The organism is Amycolatopsis mongoliensis, from assembly GCF_030285665.1.
In the GTDB taxonomy this organism is placed as follows: Bacteria; Actinomycetota; Actinomycetes; order Mycobacteriales; family Pseudonocardiaceae; genus Amycolatopsis; species Amycolatopsis mongoliensis.
Genome location: NZ_CP127295.1, coordinates 6,634,170 through 6,649,364 on the forward strand (window position 1 = coordinate 6,634,170; position 15,195 = coordinate 6,649,364).

The 15,195-nt window shown below is 68.6% G+C and carries 16 protein-coding genes and 1 pseudogene; 9 read left to right on the top strand and 8 right to left on the bottom strand.

From position 1 onward, the window contains the following. Window positions 1-217 precede the first annotated feature (217 nt). From QRX60_RS31780 to QRX60_RS31795, 4 genes are all read left to right on the top strand, one after another. Window positions 218-1,870, top strand: a complete 1,653-nt coding sequence (locus QRX60_RS31780; protein ID WP_285995116.1) for an AMP-binding protein — start codon at window positions 218-220, stop codon at window positions 1,868-1,870. Continuing rightward, on the top strand, window positions 1,870-2,838 hold the full coding sequence (locus QRX60_RS31785; RefSeq protein WP_285995117.1) for a phosphotriesterase family protein: 969 nt from the start codon (window positions 1,870-1,872) through the stop codon (window positions 2,836-2,838). Before QRX60_RS31780 ends, QRX60_RS31785 begins: the two co-directional genes overlap by 1 nt. A 44-nt stretch (window positions 2,839-2,882) precedes the next feature. After that, window positions 2,883-3,506 carry a TetR/AcrR family transcriptional regulator gene (locus tag QRX60_RS31790; protein ID WP_285995118.1) on the top strand — a complete coding sequence of 208 codons (624 nt, stop codon included), beginning with the start codon at window positions 2,883-2,885 and terminating at the stop codon, window positions 3,504-3,506. Window positions 3,507-3,582: 76 nt separating this feature from the next. Further along, the gene (locus tag QRX60_RS31795; RefSeq protein WP_285995119.1) at window positions 3,583-3,828 is read left to right on the top strand and encodes a hypothetical protein; all 246 of its coding nucleotides are present in this window, start codon (window positions 3,583-3,585) and stop codon (window positions 3,826-3,828) included. A 130-nt stretch (window positions 3,829-3,958) separates the two neighbouring features. Here QRX60_RS31795 and QRX60_RS31800 read toward each other — a convergent pair whose 3' ends face one another. The 8 genes and pseudogenes from QRX60_RS31800 to QRX60_RS31835 all read right to left on the bottom strand — a co-directional run. Next, window positions 3,959-4,846: an alpha/beta fold hydrolase gene (locus QRX60_RS31800; RefSeq protein ID WP_285995120.1), complete on the bottom strand. Its 888-nt coding sequence runs from the start codon at window positions 4,844-4,846 to the stop codon at window positions 3,959-3,961. A gap of 222 nt (window positions 4,847-5,068) precedes the next feature. Then, window positions 5,069-6,175: an acyl-CoA dehydrogenase family protein gene (locus QRX60_RS31805; RefSeq protein WP_285995121.1), complete on the bottom strand. Its 1,107-nt coding sequence runs from the start codon at window positions 6,173-6,175 to the stop codon at window positions 5,069-5,071. After that, window positions 6,172-7,356: an acyl-CoA dehydrogenase family protein gene (locus QRX60_RS31810; protein ID WP_285995122.1), complete on the bottom strand. Its 1,185-nt coding sequence runs from the start codon at window positions 7,354-7,356 to the stop codon at window positions 6,172-6,174. The genes QRX60_RS31805 and QRX60_RS31810 overlap by 4 nt, the downstream gene beginning before the upstream one ends. Beyond that, the gene (locus QRX60_RS31815) at window positions 7,353-8,576 is read right to left on the bottom strand and encodes an acyl-CoA dehydrogenase family protein (protein WP_285995123.1); all 1,224 of its coding nucleotides are present in this window, start codon (window positions 8,574-8,576) and stop codon (window positions 7,353-7,355) included. The genes QRX60_RS31810 and QRX60_RS31815 overlap by 4 nt, the downstream gene beginning before the upstream one ends. Continuing rightward, window positions 8,576-9,592 carry a phosphotransferase family protein gene (locus QRX60_RS31820; protein WP_285995124.1) on the bottom strand — a complete coding sequence of 339 codons (1,017 nt, stop codon included), beginning with the start codon at window positions 9,590-9,592 and terminating at the stop codon, window positions 8,576-8,578. Before QRX60_RS31820 ends, QRX60_RS31815 begins: the two co-directional genes overlap by 1 nt. A 105-nt stretch (window positions 9,593-9,697) precedes the next feature. Continuing rightward, window positions 9,698-10,150 carry a MaoC family dehydratase gene (locus QRX60_RS31825; RefSeq protein ID WP_285995125.1) on the bottom strand — a complete coding sequence of 151 codons (453 nt, stop codon included), beginning with the start codon at window positions 10,148-10,150 and terminating at the stop codon, window positions 9,698-9,700. A 5-nt stretch (window positions 10,151-10,155) separates the two neighbouring features. Next, entirely contained in the window at window positions 10,156-10,917 is a 762-nt protein-coding gene (fabG, locus tag QRX60_RS31830) for a 3-oxoacyl-ACP reductase FabG (protein WP_285995126.1), read from the bottom strand. A gap of 287 nt (window positions 10,918-11,204) precedes the next feature. Continuing rightward, window positions 11,205-11,365 (bottom strand): annotated as a pseudogene (locus QRX60_RS31835) (sigma factor-like helix-turn-helix DNA-binding protein); the annotation flags it as partial. A 784-nt stretch (window positions 11,366-12,149) separates the two neighbouring features. On the opposite strand from QRX60_RS31835, the gene QRX60_RS31840 reads away from it, so the two are divergent. The 5 genes from QRX60_RS31840 (at window position 12,150) to QRX60_RS31860 (ending at window position 14,788) form a co-directional block, all read left to right on the top strand. After that, on the top strand, window positions 12,150-12,632 hold the full coding sequence (locus tag QRX60_RS31840; RefSeq protein WP_285995127.1) for a hypothetical protein: 483 nt from the start codon (window positions 12,150-12,152) through the stop codon (window positions 12,630-12,632). Further along, the gene (locus QRX60_RS31845; RefSeq protein WP_285995128.1) at window positions 12,633-12,797 is read left to right on the top strand and encodes a hypothetical protein; all 165 of its coding nucleotides are present in this window, start codon (window positions 12,633-12,635) and stop codon (window positions 12,795-12,797) included. Window positions 12,798-12,889: 92 nt separating this feature from the next. Then, the gene (locus QRX60_RS31850) at window positions 12,890-13,297 is read left to right on the top strand and encodes a trypsin-like serine protease (protein ID WP_286003737.1); all 408 of its coding nucleotides are present in this window, start codon (window positions 12,890-12,892) and stop codon (window positions 13,295-13,297) included. 435 nt (window positions 13,298-13,732) lie between these two features. After that, window positions 13,733-14,008 carry a hypothetical protein gene (locus QRX60_RS31855; RefSeq protein ID WP_285995129.1) on the top strand — a complete coding sequence of 92 codons (276 nt, stop codon included), beginning with the start codon at window positions 13,733-13,735 and terminating at the stop codon, window positions 14,006-14,008. Between the two features lie 183 nt (window positions 14,009-14,191). Beyond that, window positions 14,192-14,788, top strand: coding sequence for an LppA family lipoprotein (locus QRX60_RS31860; RefSeq protein WP_285995130.1), 597 nt, complete (start codon window positions 14,192-14,194; stop codon window positions 14,786-14,788). Window positions 14,789-15,195 lie beyond the last annotated feature (407 nt).

Here is a 15,195-nt window from a genome sequence, read left to right on the forward strand (position 1 = left end):
CCGAACCGGCCGCGGACGCCATCGTGGCGGCTCCACCAGGGATTTGTCCAGAGCTAAGCGATGAAAGGAGAGAAGGTGAACCATTTCGAACCGGCATCCGTATTCCGCAGTGAAAGGTGGGTTCTGCATTTCCGTGGCGGAGCCGGGTCTTGACGCGGACCGCTGCGCCTCCTAGCGTCGGCATACCGACCGGTCGGTGTCCAAGGGAGGTCACTGGATGAGCTGGTACGACGCGAAGCCCTGGCTCGCGAGCTACGACGAACGGGCGCGGACCGCGGAACCGGCGAAGCCGACGACGCTGCCCGAGTCGTTCCGCCGCGCGGTGGACCACGTGCCCGACCGGGCCGCGATCGCGTACTTCGACGCACGGCTGAGCTACCGCGAGGTCGACGAGCTTTCCGACGGCGTCGCCCGGTACCTCGCGAAGAGCGGCTTCGAGCGCGGCGACCGGCTCGCCCTGGTGCTGCAGAACATCCCGCAGTTCGTCATCGCACTGCTCGGCGCGTGGAAGGCCGGCGGGATCGTGGTGCCGGTCAACCCGATGTACCGCGAGCGCGAGCTCACCCACGTCTTCACCGACGCCGGGGTCAAGGCGGTCGTCTGCTCCCAGCGCGGCTGGAACGCCTACATCGGCGAGACGGCCGCGGCCACCGGGGTCGGCATCACCCTCACCACCAGCGAACTGGAGTTCCAGACGCGCAACGACGAACGCGTGCTCGGCAAGGTCACCCGCGAAGAGACGCCGGGCGCGACGGAACTCCTCGAAGCCGCGGCCACACCGGGCCCGAAGCCCCCGGAACCCGCCTTCGCGCTCGACGACACCGCGCTGATCAGCTACACCTCCGGCACGAGCGGTACCCCGAAGGGCGCCACCAACACCCACGGCAACATCGGCACCAACGCCGCCGGGCTCGGCTCGTTCAGCGGCCTCCCCGCGGGCTCGACCCTGTTCGGGCTCGCGCCGCTGTTCCACATCACCGGCATGGTCTGCGAAGTCGGCTCCGCGATCGACATCGAGGGCACGCTCGCCCTCGCCTACCGCTTCGACGCCGGGGTCGTGCTCGACGCCCTCCTGGAACACCGGCCGTCGTACATGGTCGGACCGTCCACGGCCTACATGGCGCTGATGGCGCACCCGTCCTTCAGCCGCGACCACTTCGCGTCGTTCGCGCTGCTCTACTCCGGCGGTGCCGCGCTGCCACCCGCCGTCGTCGAGGCCTTCCGCGCGAAGACCGGGCACTACATCCACAACGGCTACGGCCTCACCGAGACGACGGCCGGCTGCGTCGTCGTCCCCGGCACCCTCGAGGCGCCGATCGACCCGGAGTCCGGCACGATCTCGATCGGCCTGCCGGTGCCGGACACGATCGTCCGGATCCTCGGCGAGAACGGCGAAGAGCTGCCGTTCGGGCAGGCGGGCGAGATCGCCGTCGAGGGCCCGATGGTCGTCTCCGGCTACTGGAACCGCCCGGACGCGACGGCCGAGGCGCTGCCCGGCGGGCGGCTGCTCACCGGCGACATCGGCTTCATGGACGAGCGCGGCTGGGTCTACGTCGTCGACCGCAAGAAGGACATGATCAACGCGTCCGGCTTCAAGGTCTGGCCGCGTGAGGTCGAAGACGTCCTGTACACGCACCCGGCCGTGCGCGAAGCCGCCGTCGTCGGGGTCGCCGACGAGTACCGCGGCGAGACGGTCAAGGCGTACGTCAGCCCCGCGCCCGGCGCGACCGCCGACCCGGCGGAACTCGTGGCCTGGTGCAAGGAACGGCTCGCCGCCTACAAGTACCCGCGCACCATCGAAGTCCTCGACGAGCTGCCGAAGACCACCAGCGGCAAGATCCTGCGCCGCGAACTGCGGGCGAGGGGCTGATGGTCGAGACGGTCCGCGGCGCGATCGCGCCGGAAGCGCTGGGCAAGGTCCTGATGCACGAGCACCTCTTCGTGCTCAGCCCCGAGTTCGTCGCCAACTACCCCGAGCACGAAGGGTTCAAGGAGGACGAGCACGTCCCCGAGGCGATCCGGCGGCTCAAGGAGCTGAAGGACGCCGGTATCGACACGATCGTCGACCCGACGGTGATCGGCCTGGGCCGCTACATCCCGCGCGTGCAGCGGGTCGCCGCCGAGGTCGAGGTCAACATCGTCGTCGCGACCGGGCTCTACACGTACAACGACGTGCCGCACTACCTGCACTTCCGCGGGCCCGGCACGATGCTGCAGGGCGACGACCCGCTCGTCGGGATGTTCGTCGGGGACCTCCGCGAGGGCATCGCGGGCACCGGCGTCAAGGCCGGGCTGCTCAAGTGCGCCACCGACGAGCCCGGCGTGACGCCCGGCGTCGAGCGCGTGCTGCGCGCGGTCGCGAAGGCGCACGTCGAGACCGGCGCGCCGATCATGACCCACACGCACGCCGGCACGCGGCGCGGGCTGGAGCAGCAGGCGATCTTCGCCGACGAGGGCGTCGACCTGAGCCGGGTGCTGGTCGGGCACTCCGGCGACTCGACGGACCTGGACTACCTGACCGAGCTGGCCGACCGCGGGTCGCTGCTCGGCATGGACCGGTTCGGGCTCGACCTGCTGCTGCCGTTCGAGGAGCGCGTGAACACCGTCGCGGCGATGTGCGAGCGCGGCTACGCGGGCAGCATGGTGCTCTCGCACGACGCGTCCTGCTACATCGACTGGCTGCCCGCCGAGCAACTGCCCGTGCTGACGCCGAACTGGCACTACCTGCACATCACGCGGGACGTGCTGCCCGCACTGCGGGAACGCGGGGTGTCCGAAACGGACATCACCACGATGCTCGTCGACAACCCGCGGCGGTTCCTGTCCTGGCGGGACTGAGCCGTTATCCTGGTGCGTCCTGATTCGGAGAGGGGGTACTTGCCGTGACCCGAGCAAGCACCCGTAAGCCGGGCGAGGCGGCCGGCGAAGACCAGGCCGCCGTGCCGCGCCGGCTGCTGGAGCACGCCACGAAGCTGTTCGCCAAAAAGGGCTTCGACCGCACGTCCGTCCAGGAGATCGTCGAGGCCGCGGGCGTCACCAAGGGCGCGATGTACCACTACTTCGGCTCGAAGGACGACCTGCTCTACGAGATCTACGCCCGCGTCCTGCGCGAGCAGACCCGCCAGCTGGAGAGCGTCGCCTCGTCGAGCGCCCCGCTGCGTGAACGCCTCGCCGCCGCCGCGTCCGACGTCGTCGTCTCCAGCATCGACAACCTCGACGACAACACGATCTTCCTGCAGTCGATGCACCAGCTGTCGCCGGACAAGCAGAAGGCGGTGCGCGCCGAGCGCCGCAAGTACCACGAGCGCTTCCGCGGCCTGGTCGAGGAAGGGCAGGCGTCGGGGGAGTTCCGCACGGACAAGCCGGCCGACGTGGTCGTCGACTTCTTCTTCGGGTCGGTCCACCACCTGGGCTCGTGGTACCGCCGCGGCGGCACGCTGTCGGCCCGCCAGGTCGGCGACCACTACGCGGACCTGCTCCTGGACGCGCTCCGCCCACCTGGTTGAGGGACGGGGTGACGCTCCCTGTTCTCGACAAGCTGACCGGAGCGGAGCGGGAACTGGCCGTCGCGGCCTCGCTTACGTGACCGACGCCCCGGTGCGGGCCGTGGTGCTGCGCGAGCTGCTGCTGGGCCTGCGCGGTCCGGTGGACCCCCGCGGGGTGCGCCTGGGAGGCGCCCGCATCGCCGGGACGCTGGATCTCGACCACGTCGAGGCCGTGGTGGGTCTCGCCCTGGTCGACTGCGTGGTCGTGAACCCGATCAGTGCCCGGCGGGCCGCGCGGCTGAGGTTCGTTGACAGCGGCGCGGCGGCTGGTCCGACGACATGAATGAGTCATTCATGTCGTCGGACGAGGTGAATGGGTCATTCACTGCATCGCGGCCGGGGCTGTTCGGGCCGGGCTCTCTTGGCGCAGGTTCCCGCCGCCCCGAACGTCGAACACCTTGCACCGTGCACCACTAGTGCCGCCGGAGGTGGTCCAGCACGAGGGCGCTCACCTCGTCGGGCACCTCCATCGCCATCCACTGGCTCGTGCCCTCGACGATCTGGAAGCGGTACTCCGCGTCGATGTGGTGGACCGTCAGCTCCGCGGCGCTCTGGCCGAGGTACGGGTCCTCGCTGCCCCACAGGTAGAGCGTCGGCACGGTGATGCGGCCGGCCGGAACGTCGAATCCGTCGTTCGTGGCGCCGCGGTACCAATTCAGCGTCGCGGTCAGCGCGCCCGGCTCGGAAAGGCGCGCGACGGCGCGTTCGACGAATTCGACCGGAATCCGCCGGTTGTAAACAGCGCGTAATTGTGCGGCTTCGTCGCGTAAGAGGAATTTCTCGGCTTTGCCGACGCCGCGGCGGAAGAAGCGGATGTAGCCGAGGTCGTGGAACTGCCCGTCGTCGGTGGCGGCCGCGCGCTGCAGCGCCGACGGGTGCGGGGTGGAGAGCACCGTCAAGGACCGCAGCCGGCCGGGGTGCGCGGTGGCGAGCGCCCAGGCGACCATGCCGCCCCAGTCGCGCGCGACCAGGTGGAACCGGTCGGCGCCCTGGCTGTCGGCGAAGGCGAGGGCGTCGCCGACCAGGTGCTCGATCGCGTAGTGCTCGACGCCCTCGGGGCGCGCTTCCCGGGCGTAGCCACGCTGGTCGACCGCGACGGCGCGGTAGCCGGCCTCGCCGAGGGCGTGCAGCTGCTCGGTCCAGGCGTCGGCGAATTCGGGCCAGCCGTGCAGCAGCAGGACCAGCTCGCCCGCTTCGGGTCCGGCCGCGAGCGCGCTGTACCGGTGACCGCCGACGGCGACGGTCAATTCTTCCAGCGCGGCGGGCGCGCCGGCATCCGTCGGCGCGGCGGCGAATTCCATGGCGCCCAGGCTAGATCGCGATGGGTGGGGAGAACCATGGGAAGGCGGGCACTTTTGCCACCCTTTTGCCTCGCGAGTGGCCTGGCTCACAGAATTTTCGCTCAGACGAGCGAAAATGCGAAGAAAGATGAATAGTATTCACGAACGGGCGGCTCGGCGGTCGTGAGCGGGAAACAGTGTTCTAACCCTGTTTCCCACTCACGACCGGCCGCGGCAGACCACTCAGGCGGGCAGGTTCACCAGGTCCGCCAGCCGGGCCCGGTGCCGTCCCGGGGTGCCGAGCGCCAGTTCGTCCGCCTTCGCGCGCTTCAGGTACAGGTGGGCCGGGTGCTCCCACGTCATCCCGATCCCGCCGTGCAGCTGGATCGCCTCTTCGGTGGCCTTCACCGCGATCGGGGCGTTGCGGGCCTGGGCGACCGCCACCGCGATCGGCACGTCGGTGCCGGTGGCCAGCGCGTCGGCCGCGTTCCGGGCCGTCGCGCGGGCGAGCACCAGGTCCGTGTACAGGTTCGCCAGCCGGTGCTTGAGCGACTGGAACCCGCCCACCGGCCGGCCGAACTGGTACCGGCCCTTCAGGTACGACACCGTCTCCGTGAGCGCCCACTCGGCGAGGCCGGTCTGCTCCGACGCCAGGATGCCCGCCCCGAACAGGAGGGCCTCCTCCAGCGCCGAAGCGGCCTCCGGACCCGACGCCACCAGGACCGCCGGCGCGTTGTCCAGCACCACGTCGGCCACCCGGCGCGTCAGGTCGAACGACACCAGCTCCGACACCGTCGCCGCGGCGGCCTCGACCACGTACAGCCCCGGCCCGTCCGGGCCCGCGGCCGGCACGACCAGCAGGTCCGCCACCGACGCGTCGGCGACCGTGCCCACCCGCCCGCTCAGCGTGCCGTCCGCGTTCGCCGTCACCGAGGACGGGAAGCCCGCACCCGGCGCCGTGGACAGCGGGACGGCCAGCGCACCGATCGCCGAACCCGCGGCCAGGCGGCCCACGTACTCGCGGTCCGCGGTGTGCAGCAGCGCCGTCGTCGCCAGCACCACGCTGCCCAGGAACGGCACCGGCGCGACGCTGCGGCCCAGTTCCTCGGCCACCACGGCCACCTCGCGGGCCGACGCGCCGTGCCCGCCCAGCTCCTCGGGCACCGCCAGCCCGGCCACGCCGACCTCGTCGGCCAGCGTGCGCCACAGCTTCAGGTCGTAGCCTTCGGCCGTCTCGACGCGGGCCAGCAGCGCTTCGGCACCGGCCTTGTCCTTGAGCAGGTCCCGGACCGAAGCCCGCAGGTCCTCTTCGACGTCCGAATAGAGCAGGTCAGGCTGTGTCTGGCTCATCGGGGAAGGTCCTTCCAGGCGACGTCCTTGTCGACGCGCGGCTCCGAGGGCAGCCCCAGCACGCGCTCGGCGATGATGTTGCGCAGGACCTCCGAGGTGCCGCCCTCGATGGAGTTCCCCTTCGCGCGCAGGTAGCGGTAGCCGGCTTCGCGGCCGGTGAAGTCGACGATGGCCGGGCGCCGGAACGTCCAGTCGTCGTAGGCGAGGCCCTCTTCGCCGAGCAGCTCGACCTCCAGGCCGGTCAGCGCCTGGTTCAGCTCCGAGAACGCGACCTTCATGGCCGAGCCCTCCGGCCCGGGCGCGCCCGCCGTCAGCTGCTGGCGCAGCCGGGTGCCGGCCAGCCGCAGCGTCTCCGCCTCGACCCAGCGCTGCACCAGCCGGTCACGCAGCTCCGGCGTCCGCAGCTCGGGCCGCTCGCGCCAGGTCTTCGCGACGATGCCGATCAGCCCGCCCTCGCGGGGCTGGACGTGCCCGCCGATCGCGACGCGCTCGTTCATCAGCGTCGTCTGCGCGACCTTCCAGCCCTCGCCGACCGCGCCCAGGCGCTGGGTGTCCGGGATCCGGACCTCGGTCAGGAAGACCTCGTTGAACTCGGCCTCGCCGGTGATCTGGCGCAGCGGCCGCACCTCGACACCCGGCGCGGTCATGTCGCAGAGGAAGTAGGTCATGCCCTGGTGCTTCGGGACGTCCGGGTCGGTGCGGGTGACCAGGATCGCCCACTGCGACTCGTGCGCGCCGGACGTCCACACCTTCTGGCCGGTGACGATCCAGTCGTCGCCGTCGCGCACGGCCCGCGTGCCCAGCGCCGCGAGGTCGGACCCGGCGCCCGGTTCGCTGAACAGCTGGCACCACACCTCCTCGCCGGTCCACAGTGGACGCAGGAAGCGTTCGCGCTGCTCCGGGGTGCCGAAGGCGAGGATGGTCGGCGCGGCCATGCCGAGGCCGATGCCGATCCGGCGCGGGTTGTTGTCCGGCGCGCCCGCGTCCGCGAACACACCGTCCACGACGGACTGCAGCGCGCGGGGCGCGTTCTGCCCGCCGAGGCCGGCGGGGAAGTGGATCCAGGCGAGGCCGGCGTCGAACCGGGCCCGCAGGAACTCCAGCCGGTCGGTCGACGCGGGGTCGTGCGCGGCCAGGAACTCGGTCGCCTGGCGGCTCAGGTCTTCGGCGGTGACAGTCACTTCGCGCCCTCCGAGAGGTACTTCTTCAGCTCACGCCGGGCGAGTGAGCGCTTGTGGACCTCGTCCGGCCCGTCGGCCAGGCGCAGCGTGCGGTTGCCCGCCCACATCGCCGCCAAGGGGAAGTCCTGGCTGACGCCGCCCGCGCCGTGCACCTGCACGGCCTTGTCGAGGATCCACTCGACGGTGATCGGGGTGGAGATCTTGATCGCCTGGATCTCGGTGTGCGCGCCCTGGTTGCCGACGGTGTCCATCAGCCACGCGGTCTTGAGCACGAGCAGCCGCTGCTGCTCGATCTTCACGCGCGACTCGGCGATCCAGTCCTGCACGACGCCCTGCTGGGCGATCGGCTTGCCGAACGCTTCGCGCGAGATCGCGCGCCGGCACATGAGCTCCAGCGCCCGCTCGGCCATCCCGATGGCGCGCATGCAGTGGTGGATGCGGCCCGGGCCGAGGCGGGCCTGGGCGATCGCGAAGCCGTCGCCCTCGCCGGCGATGAGGTTCTCCACCGGCACGCGGACGTCCTCGAAGAGCACCTCGGCGTGGCCGCCGTGGTCGCTGTCGTCGTAGCCGAAGACGTTCATGCCGCGCTTGACCGTCACGCCCGGAGTGTCGCGGGGGACCAGGATCATGCTCTGCTGCTTGTGCGGCGCGGCGTCCGGGTCGGTCTTGCCCATGACGATGAAGATCTTGCACGCGGGGTTCATCGCGCCGGAGATGTACCACTTGCGGCCGTTGACGACGTACTCGTCGCCGTCGCGGCGGATGGCCGTCTCGATGTTGCGGGCGTCGGAGGAGGCGACGTCCGGCTCGGTCATCGCGAACGCGGAGCGGATTTCGCCGTTCAGCAACGGCTCGAGCCACTGCTTCTGCTGCTGCTCGTTGCCGAACATGGCCAGCACTTCCATGTTCCCGGTGTCCGGGGCGGCGCAGTTGAGCGCGGTCGGGGCGAGCCGGATGCTGCGGCCGGTGATCTCCGCCAGCGGCGCGTACTGCAGGTTCGTCAGGCCCGCGCCGTGGTCGCCGGGGAGGAAGAAGTTCCACAGGCCGCGCTTGCGGGCTTCGGCCTTGAGCTCGTCCATGACCGGCGGGATCGCCCACGGGTCGTCGCGTTCGGCGAGCTGCTGTTCGAAGACCGGTTCGGCGGGGTAGATGTGCGAGTCCATGAACTCGAGGAGCTTCCCGCGCAGCTCCTCGGTCTTCTCGTCGAACGCGAAGTCCATTACTTCTCCTCTTTGAGAATCTCGTTGCCGTGCGAGATGAGCAGCGGGACGCCGGCTCCGACGCCTTCGAAGCCCGCCCCGACCGTCTGGCCCTTTTGGTAGCGGTAGTAGATGCCTTCCAGGATCACGGCCAGCTTGAAGAACGCGAAGCTGACGTACCAGTTCAGCTGCGAGACGTCGCGTCCCGAGCGTTCGGCGTAGCGCGCCACGACCTGGTCGGTCGTCGGGTAGCCCGGCGCCGAGCTGGCGTTCGACACGAACTGCAGCGACACCTTGTCGCGCTCGGCGTAGGCCACCAGCAGCGCGAGGTCGGTCAGCGGGTCGCCCAGCGTCGACATCTCCCAGTCGAGCACCGCCGAGATCTTGTCGTTCTTGTCGACGAGGACGTTGTCCAGGCGGTAATCGCCGTGGATGATCGACGGCTTCCCGGACACGGGGACCGCCGCGGCGAGCCGGTCGTGCAGCTCCTCGATGCCCGGCAGGTCGCGGCTGCGGGACGCGTCGAGCTGCTTCTTCCAGCGCCGCAGCTGCCGCTCCAGGAAGCCTTCCGGCCGGCCGAAGTCCCCGAGCCCGACGGCGGCCGGGTCGACGGCGTGCAGGTCGACGAGCGTGTCGACCAGCGCGTCGGCGATGGCCCGGGTGCGTGCTTCGCCGAGTTCCGCGAGTTCGTCCGCGGTCCGGTAGGGCGTGCCCTCGACGAAGCTCATGACGTAGAACTGCGCGCCGATGACGTCGGCGTCCTCGCAGAGCAGGAGTGCGTCGGGCACCGGCACGGCCGTGTCGCGCAGGCCCGAGATCACCCGGAACTCGCGGGTCATGTCGTGCGCGGTCGGCAGCACGTGCCCGAGCGGCGGGCGGCGCACCACCCAGCGCGACCGGCCGTCGCCCACCACGTAGGTGAGGTTCGACCGGCCGCCCTCCACGACGTCGGCGGTCAGCTCCCCGGCGACCAGGCCGGGCCGGTGCGCGTCCAGGTGGGCGCGCAGGCGGCTCAGGTCGAGTCCTGGCGGGTTCATCCAGCCTCCTCAAGCGTGCTGCGAGGGAGCATACCGACTAGTCGGTATGACGTACAGAGGGGTCCGGGGCGGCACTTTCCCGGGAAAGTGCCGCCCCGGTGCCGGTCACGCCAGGAACCGCGTGACCCATTCGGCGACGCAAGCGGGCTTCGCTTCGCCGTCGATCTCGACCGTCCACTTCGACACCGCCTGCTTACCGCCGGGGATGTCGGTGATCTCCACCAGTTCGGCCCCGGCCCGTACCTTCGAGCCGACCCTGACCGGCTGCGGGAAGCGGACCTTGTTGAGGCCGTAGTTGATGCCCATCTTGATGCCCTTGACCTTGTAGATCTTCGGGCCGAACGCCGAGAGCAGCGACAGCGTCAGGAAGCCGTGGGCGATGGTGCCGCCGAACGGGCCGGCGGCCGCCATCGCCTCGTCGACGTGGATCCACTGGTGGTCGTCGGTGGCGTCGGCGAACTTGTTCACCCGGTCTTGGGTGATCGTGTGCCACTCGCTGTACCCGAGGTGCTCGCCGACCGCGGCGGCGAACGCGTCCAGGTTCTCGAACTCGCGCATCGGCCTCAGTCCTTCGGTCCGCCGGCGGCGTAGATGACCTGGCCGGAGATGAACCCGGCACCTTCACTGACCAGGAACGACGCCAGGTGGGCGATGTCGTCGGGCGTGCCGACGCGCTGCACGGGGATCTGCGTCGCGGCCGCGGCCTTGAACTCCTCGAAGCCCATGCCGAGGCGCTCGGCCGTCGCGGCGGTCATGTCGGTGGCGATGAAGCCCGGCGCGATCGCGTTGGCGGTGACGTTGAACTTGCCCAGTTCGATGGCGAGGGTCTTGGTGAAGCCCTGCATGCCGGCCTTCGCGGCGGAGTAGTTGACCTGGCCGCGGTTGCCCAGCGCCGACGTGCTCGACAGGTTGACGATCCGGCCGTACTTCTGCTGCGTCATGTACTTCTGCACCGCGCGGGTCATCAGGAAGGAGCCCTTGAGGTGCACGTCGAGGACGGAGTCCCACTCCTGCTCGGTCATCTTGAAGATCAGGTTGTCGCGGGTGATGCCGGCGTTGTTGATCAGCACGACCGGCGGCCCGAGCTCGTCGGCGACGCGGGTGACGGCCGCCTCGACCTGCTCGGCGTCACTGACGTCGAGCGCGACGCCGACGGCCTTGCCGCCCTTCGCGACGATCGCCTCGGCGCCCTGCTTGACGCCGGCCTCGTCCAGGTCGAGCAGCGCGACGGCGAAGCCGTCATCGGCCAGCCGTGCGGCGACGGCGGCACCGATGCCGCGGCCGGCACCGGTGACCACGGCGACACGGGAAGGGGAATCGGTCACGGGGGACCTCCTCGTCGTTGAGAAAGCGGGCTCGTGCCCGCGAGCCTACTAAGCGGTTGGTCACTCGACCATACGCGGGAGGGGTCCCCGAAGTGGTGACACCATGTGCAGGATCATAGCTATGGGCGAAGGCAGGTACCTCGCTGCTCCACTTGGAGGTACCGATCCAGGTGATCACGAGGACTGGGCGCTTGACAGCGCATGTCGGCAGGCAGTGAGCGACGGTGTGTCCGGTCCGATGGACATGAGTAGTGGCCTGAGGTGCACCCTCTTGCGGGTATGTCGCGTCAGAACTCGTCGTCGCGGATCACGCCGCGCAGCCGGTCAGGGCGCGGTGCTGCGTCGCGCGGACGTTGCCCGCGGAGATCCCGGGCGCATCGGCGGTCTCCTGCGCCGAGAAGCCGACCGCGAGGCGCAGGGTCAGGATCTCCTGCTGCACGCGGCTGATCATGTCCGCAGCTGGCCGGCGGACGGTTCCTCGGCTGGACCGGCTGCCCGCGACGGGTCTCAGGGAGGAGACGCCGCCGTCCGGCGATGGCGTGCGTGCCGCAGGCTGAAGGCCGGACTCGCGGCGACCCGCTCACGCGTCGCTTGGCGCCCACGCCGCTAGCGGGTGGGGCTCAGCCGTCAAGGCGGCCAGCGCGGCGGCCAACTCTTCGAGTGGGGCAGATACATAAGTCAGCGTGCTGCCTGTCTGGTATCCGGCGGCGTGACCCGCATACGTCGCCGCCACTGCGTATCCGTAGTACATTGAAAGATCAGTTTCCCAAGATCGATCAGTGGAATCGGGCGAGAACATCACGCGCCTCGGCAAGAACGGGAAGAGGGAACCGGATTTCCTGGCCGGCGAACACGTAGTCGATGTCACAACCGGCACTTCCTAGGCGGAAAAAGACCACCTAAAACGCGACTATATCGATTCGAAAGATAACCTTTTGACGTACCCGGCTTTAGGGATACCGGAGATGTACGAGTTGTTCGATGGGGAGCGATGGGCGTAGGGTACGCTGGACGGTGAAGGTGGTGACGGGATGAATTCGACGGTCTACGAGGGTCGGAAATTTGAAGGCTTGCGGCGGATCCACGAGCCGGAGATGTTTGGCGGGATCGCATTGCGTGACTGCCAGTTCCACTCGTGCAAGCTGTGTTAGTGGATTGATCCGAGTTACCCGATTCGAGTTGTCGATGTCAGTGTTGTCGGATGTGAATTTTACGGCAACAGTGTCGTGGGAGTGCGGTTCGAGGGCGTCGTCGTTGACGGTTGCGTTACGGGCAATGAAGCATTGACGCTGCGCGGCTGCCTGTTCCGGCGCGTGCTTCTACGGGGCGAGGTTGGCGACTGGATCGTCAACGATATGCGCCGAGAGCTGCCAGACGTCGAGTATCAGGCTTTCTTGGATGCGGCAAAGAAGTTCTACGCCAGTGGCGAGTGGGTTCTCGACATCTCCGAGGCCGAATTCGGGTCGGCGGCATTGTTCAGCTTGCCAGGTGACTTGGTGAGGCGTAACCCTGAAACGCAGTTCCTCGTCAGGAAAGAATGCCTCGTTGATGTTGACCTGTCGTCGTTTTCGAGAGTTATGCGGTTACGTCTCAAGCGTGTTGGGCGAAGTATCTTCGATTCCGCAGTGCTGGTGGTCGGTCATGGCAGTGACCGATTTAATGAAGACCTTGCCGAACACAGAAAGCTTGTGGATCTGGGCGTCGCGGAGGCCTGAATGGATAATCTGCTCTCGCCGAGTAGGCCAACACAGCTCCAGAACGCGACAGCCGCCGGAGCCGACCCGCTCCGACGCTGCAACGGTGTGCCGGTCGTCGAGGAGGCAGAAATCCGCGGGCACTGGCTCGCCGCCGAAATCAAGCGCAGTTGGATCAACCGCTGACACCAGCTGCCCCGGCACTCTCGAGCGCGGTCACTTTCCACCTACATCGATCATGAATTCGACCCGCGAGTGCGGTCATAACCGACGAACATCTGCGGTCAACTCACGCAGCCGTAGCCAGGGCCGGACACGCGGCCCGACCGGGTGACCGGGTGACGCTGGACGGCTGGGGCTCCGACCAGCCGGACGGCGACACTTCCAACCTGCCGACCCGGCTTCAGCAGCTCAACACGCGGGTGCTCCCGGCGGCCGGGTGTGCCGACGCGCAGCAGTCCGTCGGGGAGATCTGCACCGACAACCCGCACGGCACGGACGGCCCCGGCGGTGGTGATTCCGGCGGCCCGGCCGTCGAGGCGGTGGGCGGCGTGCCGCAGCTGGTCGGTACGTGCAGCCGGGCAGCGGCGCAGTACCCCGGCGAGGCCCCGACCGTCCACACCAGCTCACCGGACTTCCGGAGCTGGCTGTACGACACTGCGCGCGGGATTCCGGCAGCCGCGTAGCTGACGTCTGCACGAGACGCCACGCCGCGCGGAGGGGACCGCGTGGCGTGGCCGGGAATGCCGGCGGTGAAAGGCCAGGTGACGAGGTTGTTGCTCGGCTCTCGGGTGTTGCCGTTGACCTGGCACGGACAGCGTCGGATTTGCGTCGGGCTGTCGAGGAGTGCGCCGTGCCGGAGGGCACGATGGCCTTGGTGGACCGGATCGAGGACGTCGTCGCACGTATGCGGCGGCAGGCTGAGAGTTCGACGCCTAACGATGAGCGCCCGATGGCTCAGGTGAGTAGATCTACTCACCTGATGGTGCGTAAATCCGCTCGACCAGGAGTTTTGGCAGCTCGCGGAGTCTTCGGACGAGTTGAACCGTCCGGCGCCGATCCCGTGCGGTGACCGTAGCACTACATGCAGGGGAGGCACTGTGGGCGCGGGTTACCAAGTCGTGATCGACAAGATTCGACACACCGGACAGGCTGCGGGCCGCGTCGCCGAGGGATTGCGCGACGGCGGGTGCGCGGCGGCCGTACCTGCCGGTGACCTGGGGATGCCAGGCTCGCGTGCGGCGTTGAAGATGGCCGAGGTCAAACACGTTCTGGTGTATCGGCAGCGAGGATTCGAGTCCCGGCTGGACACGCACGCGGGCAACATGGCTAAGGCTGCTGACCACTATGCGCCGCAGGAGTCGGCGGCCCCGCGCCGTACGCGATGGACGGCATGACCCAGTTGTCGGCCGGCACGGCGACCAGTACCGACGGTATGCCTCTGGCAGCGTCATACGGGCACAGTGAGTACACCCGGACACTGCCGGACGGAACCGACACGACCAGCAAGCACAACATCGCCGCTGTCGTCGCGGGGATGCCGCAGCTGGCTATCCCCGCACGTTAGGAAGATGACAGGCATGCCAACCCGAACGTCCCTCGCCGCGCTCGTGGCCGCGGGCCTGCTGCTCGCCGCGGCCTGCGACGACGGCGGACAGTACCTGGGAGCGCCCACGTCGGAGAACACGATGACAAACCAAGACCAGTACGCCGAGCTGATGCGCCGACCGAGCATCGAAGAGATGATCAGCCGCTACGAAACGCTCCGCGAGCAGCTCCGCAGTGACCTGACGCAGCAGCTGGGCGTGGTGTCGTGGGCCAAGCAGGACGGGTCGCCCAGCCGAACCGAGTGCGTGCGAGAGTACCCGCAGGTGCGTCCCGGCGATGCCGAGAAACGGCACCTGGACACGTGGTTCTCGCCGACGGCGATCGCTCCAGCGGACTGGGAGAAGGCGAAGAGCATCGTTTCACAGGCCGCAGGCGCCCAGGGGTTCACGAAGACGAAGCTCGTGATCGACCGGTCGGACGACCTGCAGCTTGATCTAGCCGATTCGTTCGGAGCGGAGCTGTCATTCGGGTCGACGAAAAACACGATCATTGCCCTGACCACAGGCTGTCACATGGCGGCGGAGGTCAAGAAGCAGGCGGGGTCGTCGTCGGCGCCGACCACGAAGTAGGCCGTTTGTGAGAAGCGAAGCGAATCTCCAAGCACCCGTCGGACAGGTTTCTGACAACGTCCGGCTCGTCGTCACGACCGGTGGGGTTTGCCGCGGCCTGCTGGCTGCTGGCCACTGCTGGTGGGATCGTCGCGTTCGGACTCGGTGCGGCTGGTGCGATGAGCAGTGACTCGTGTCGACCGGATGACAGCTCTTTCCTCTGCAGTAGCGCTGGCCAGGCTGTCGGTTTTGGTTCCCTGTCCTCGGTTGGATCATCGCCATGGCGACGGCATGGGTCGGCACCGTGAGAATCGTTCGATATCGCAAGTCATCTTGGCTCGGTATCGTTGCTGGAGCAGTGGTCTATTTGGCGATAATTTGTGCTGATTGGCTCCTTGTGTCGACCTTTATGTCAAGATGAGTTAATG

Bases quoted from the DNA above. Each gene is read 5' to 3' on its own strand.
- QRX60_RS31845 (WP_285995128.1), top strand. From the start codon at position 12,633: ATGGATAATCTGCTCTCGCCGAGTAGGCCAACACAGCTCCAGAACGCG.
- QRX60_RS31780 (WP_285995116.1), top strand. From the start codon at position 218: ATGAGCTGGTACGACGCGAAGCCCTGGCTCGCGAGCTACGACGAACGG.
- QRX60_RS31860 (WP_285995130.1), top strand. From the start codon at position 14,192: ATGCCAACCCGAACGTCCCTCGCCGCGCTCGTGGCCGCGGGCCTGCTG.
- QRX60_RS31815 (WP_285995123.1), bottom strand. From the start codon at position 8,576: ATGGACTTCGCGTTCGACGAGAAGACCGAGGAGCTGCGCGGGAAGCTC.
- QRX60_RS31820 (WP_285995124.1), bottom strand. From the start codon at position 9,592: ATGAACCCGCCAGGACTCGACCTGAGCCGCCTGCGCGCCCACCTGGAC.
- QRX60_RS31805 (WP_285995121.1), bottom strand. From the start codon at position 6,175: ATGAGCCAGACACAGCCTGACCTGCTCTATTCGGACGTCGAAGAGGAC.
- QRX60_RS31825 (WP_285995125.1), bottom strand. From the start codon at position 10,150: ATGCGCGAGTTCGAGAACCTGGACGCGTTCGCCGCCGCGGTCGGCGAG.
- QRX60_RS31785 (WP_285995117.1), top strand. From the start codon at position 1,870: ATGGTCGAGACGGTCCGCGGCGCGATCGCGCCGGAAGCGCTGGGCAAG.
- QRX60_RS31800 (WP_285995120.1), bottom strand. From the start codon at position 4,846: ATGGAATTCGCCGCCGCGCCGACGGATGCCGGCGCGCCCGCCGCGCTG.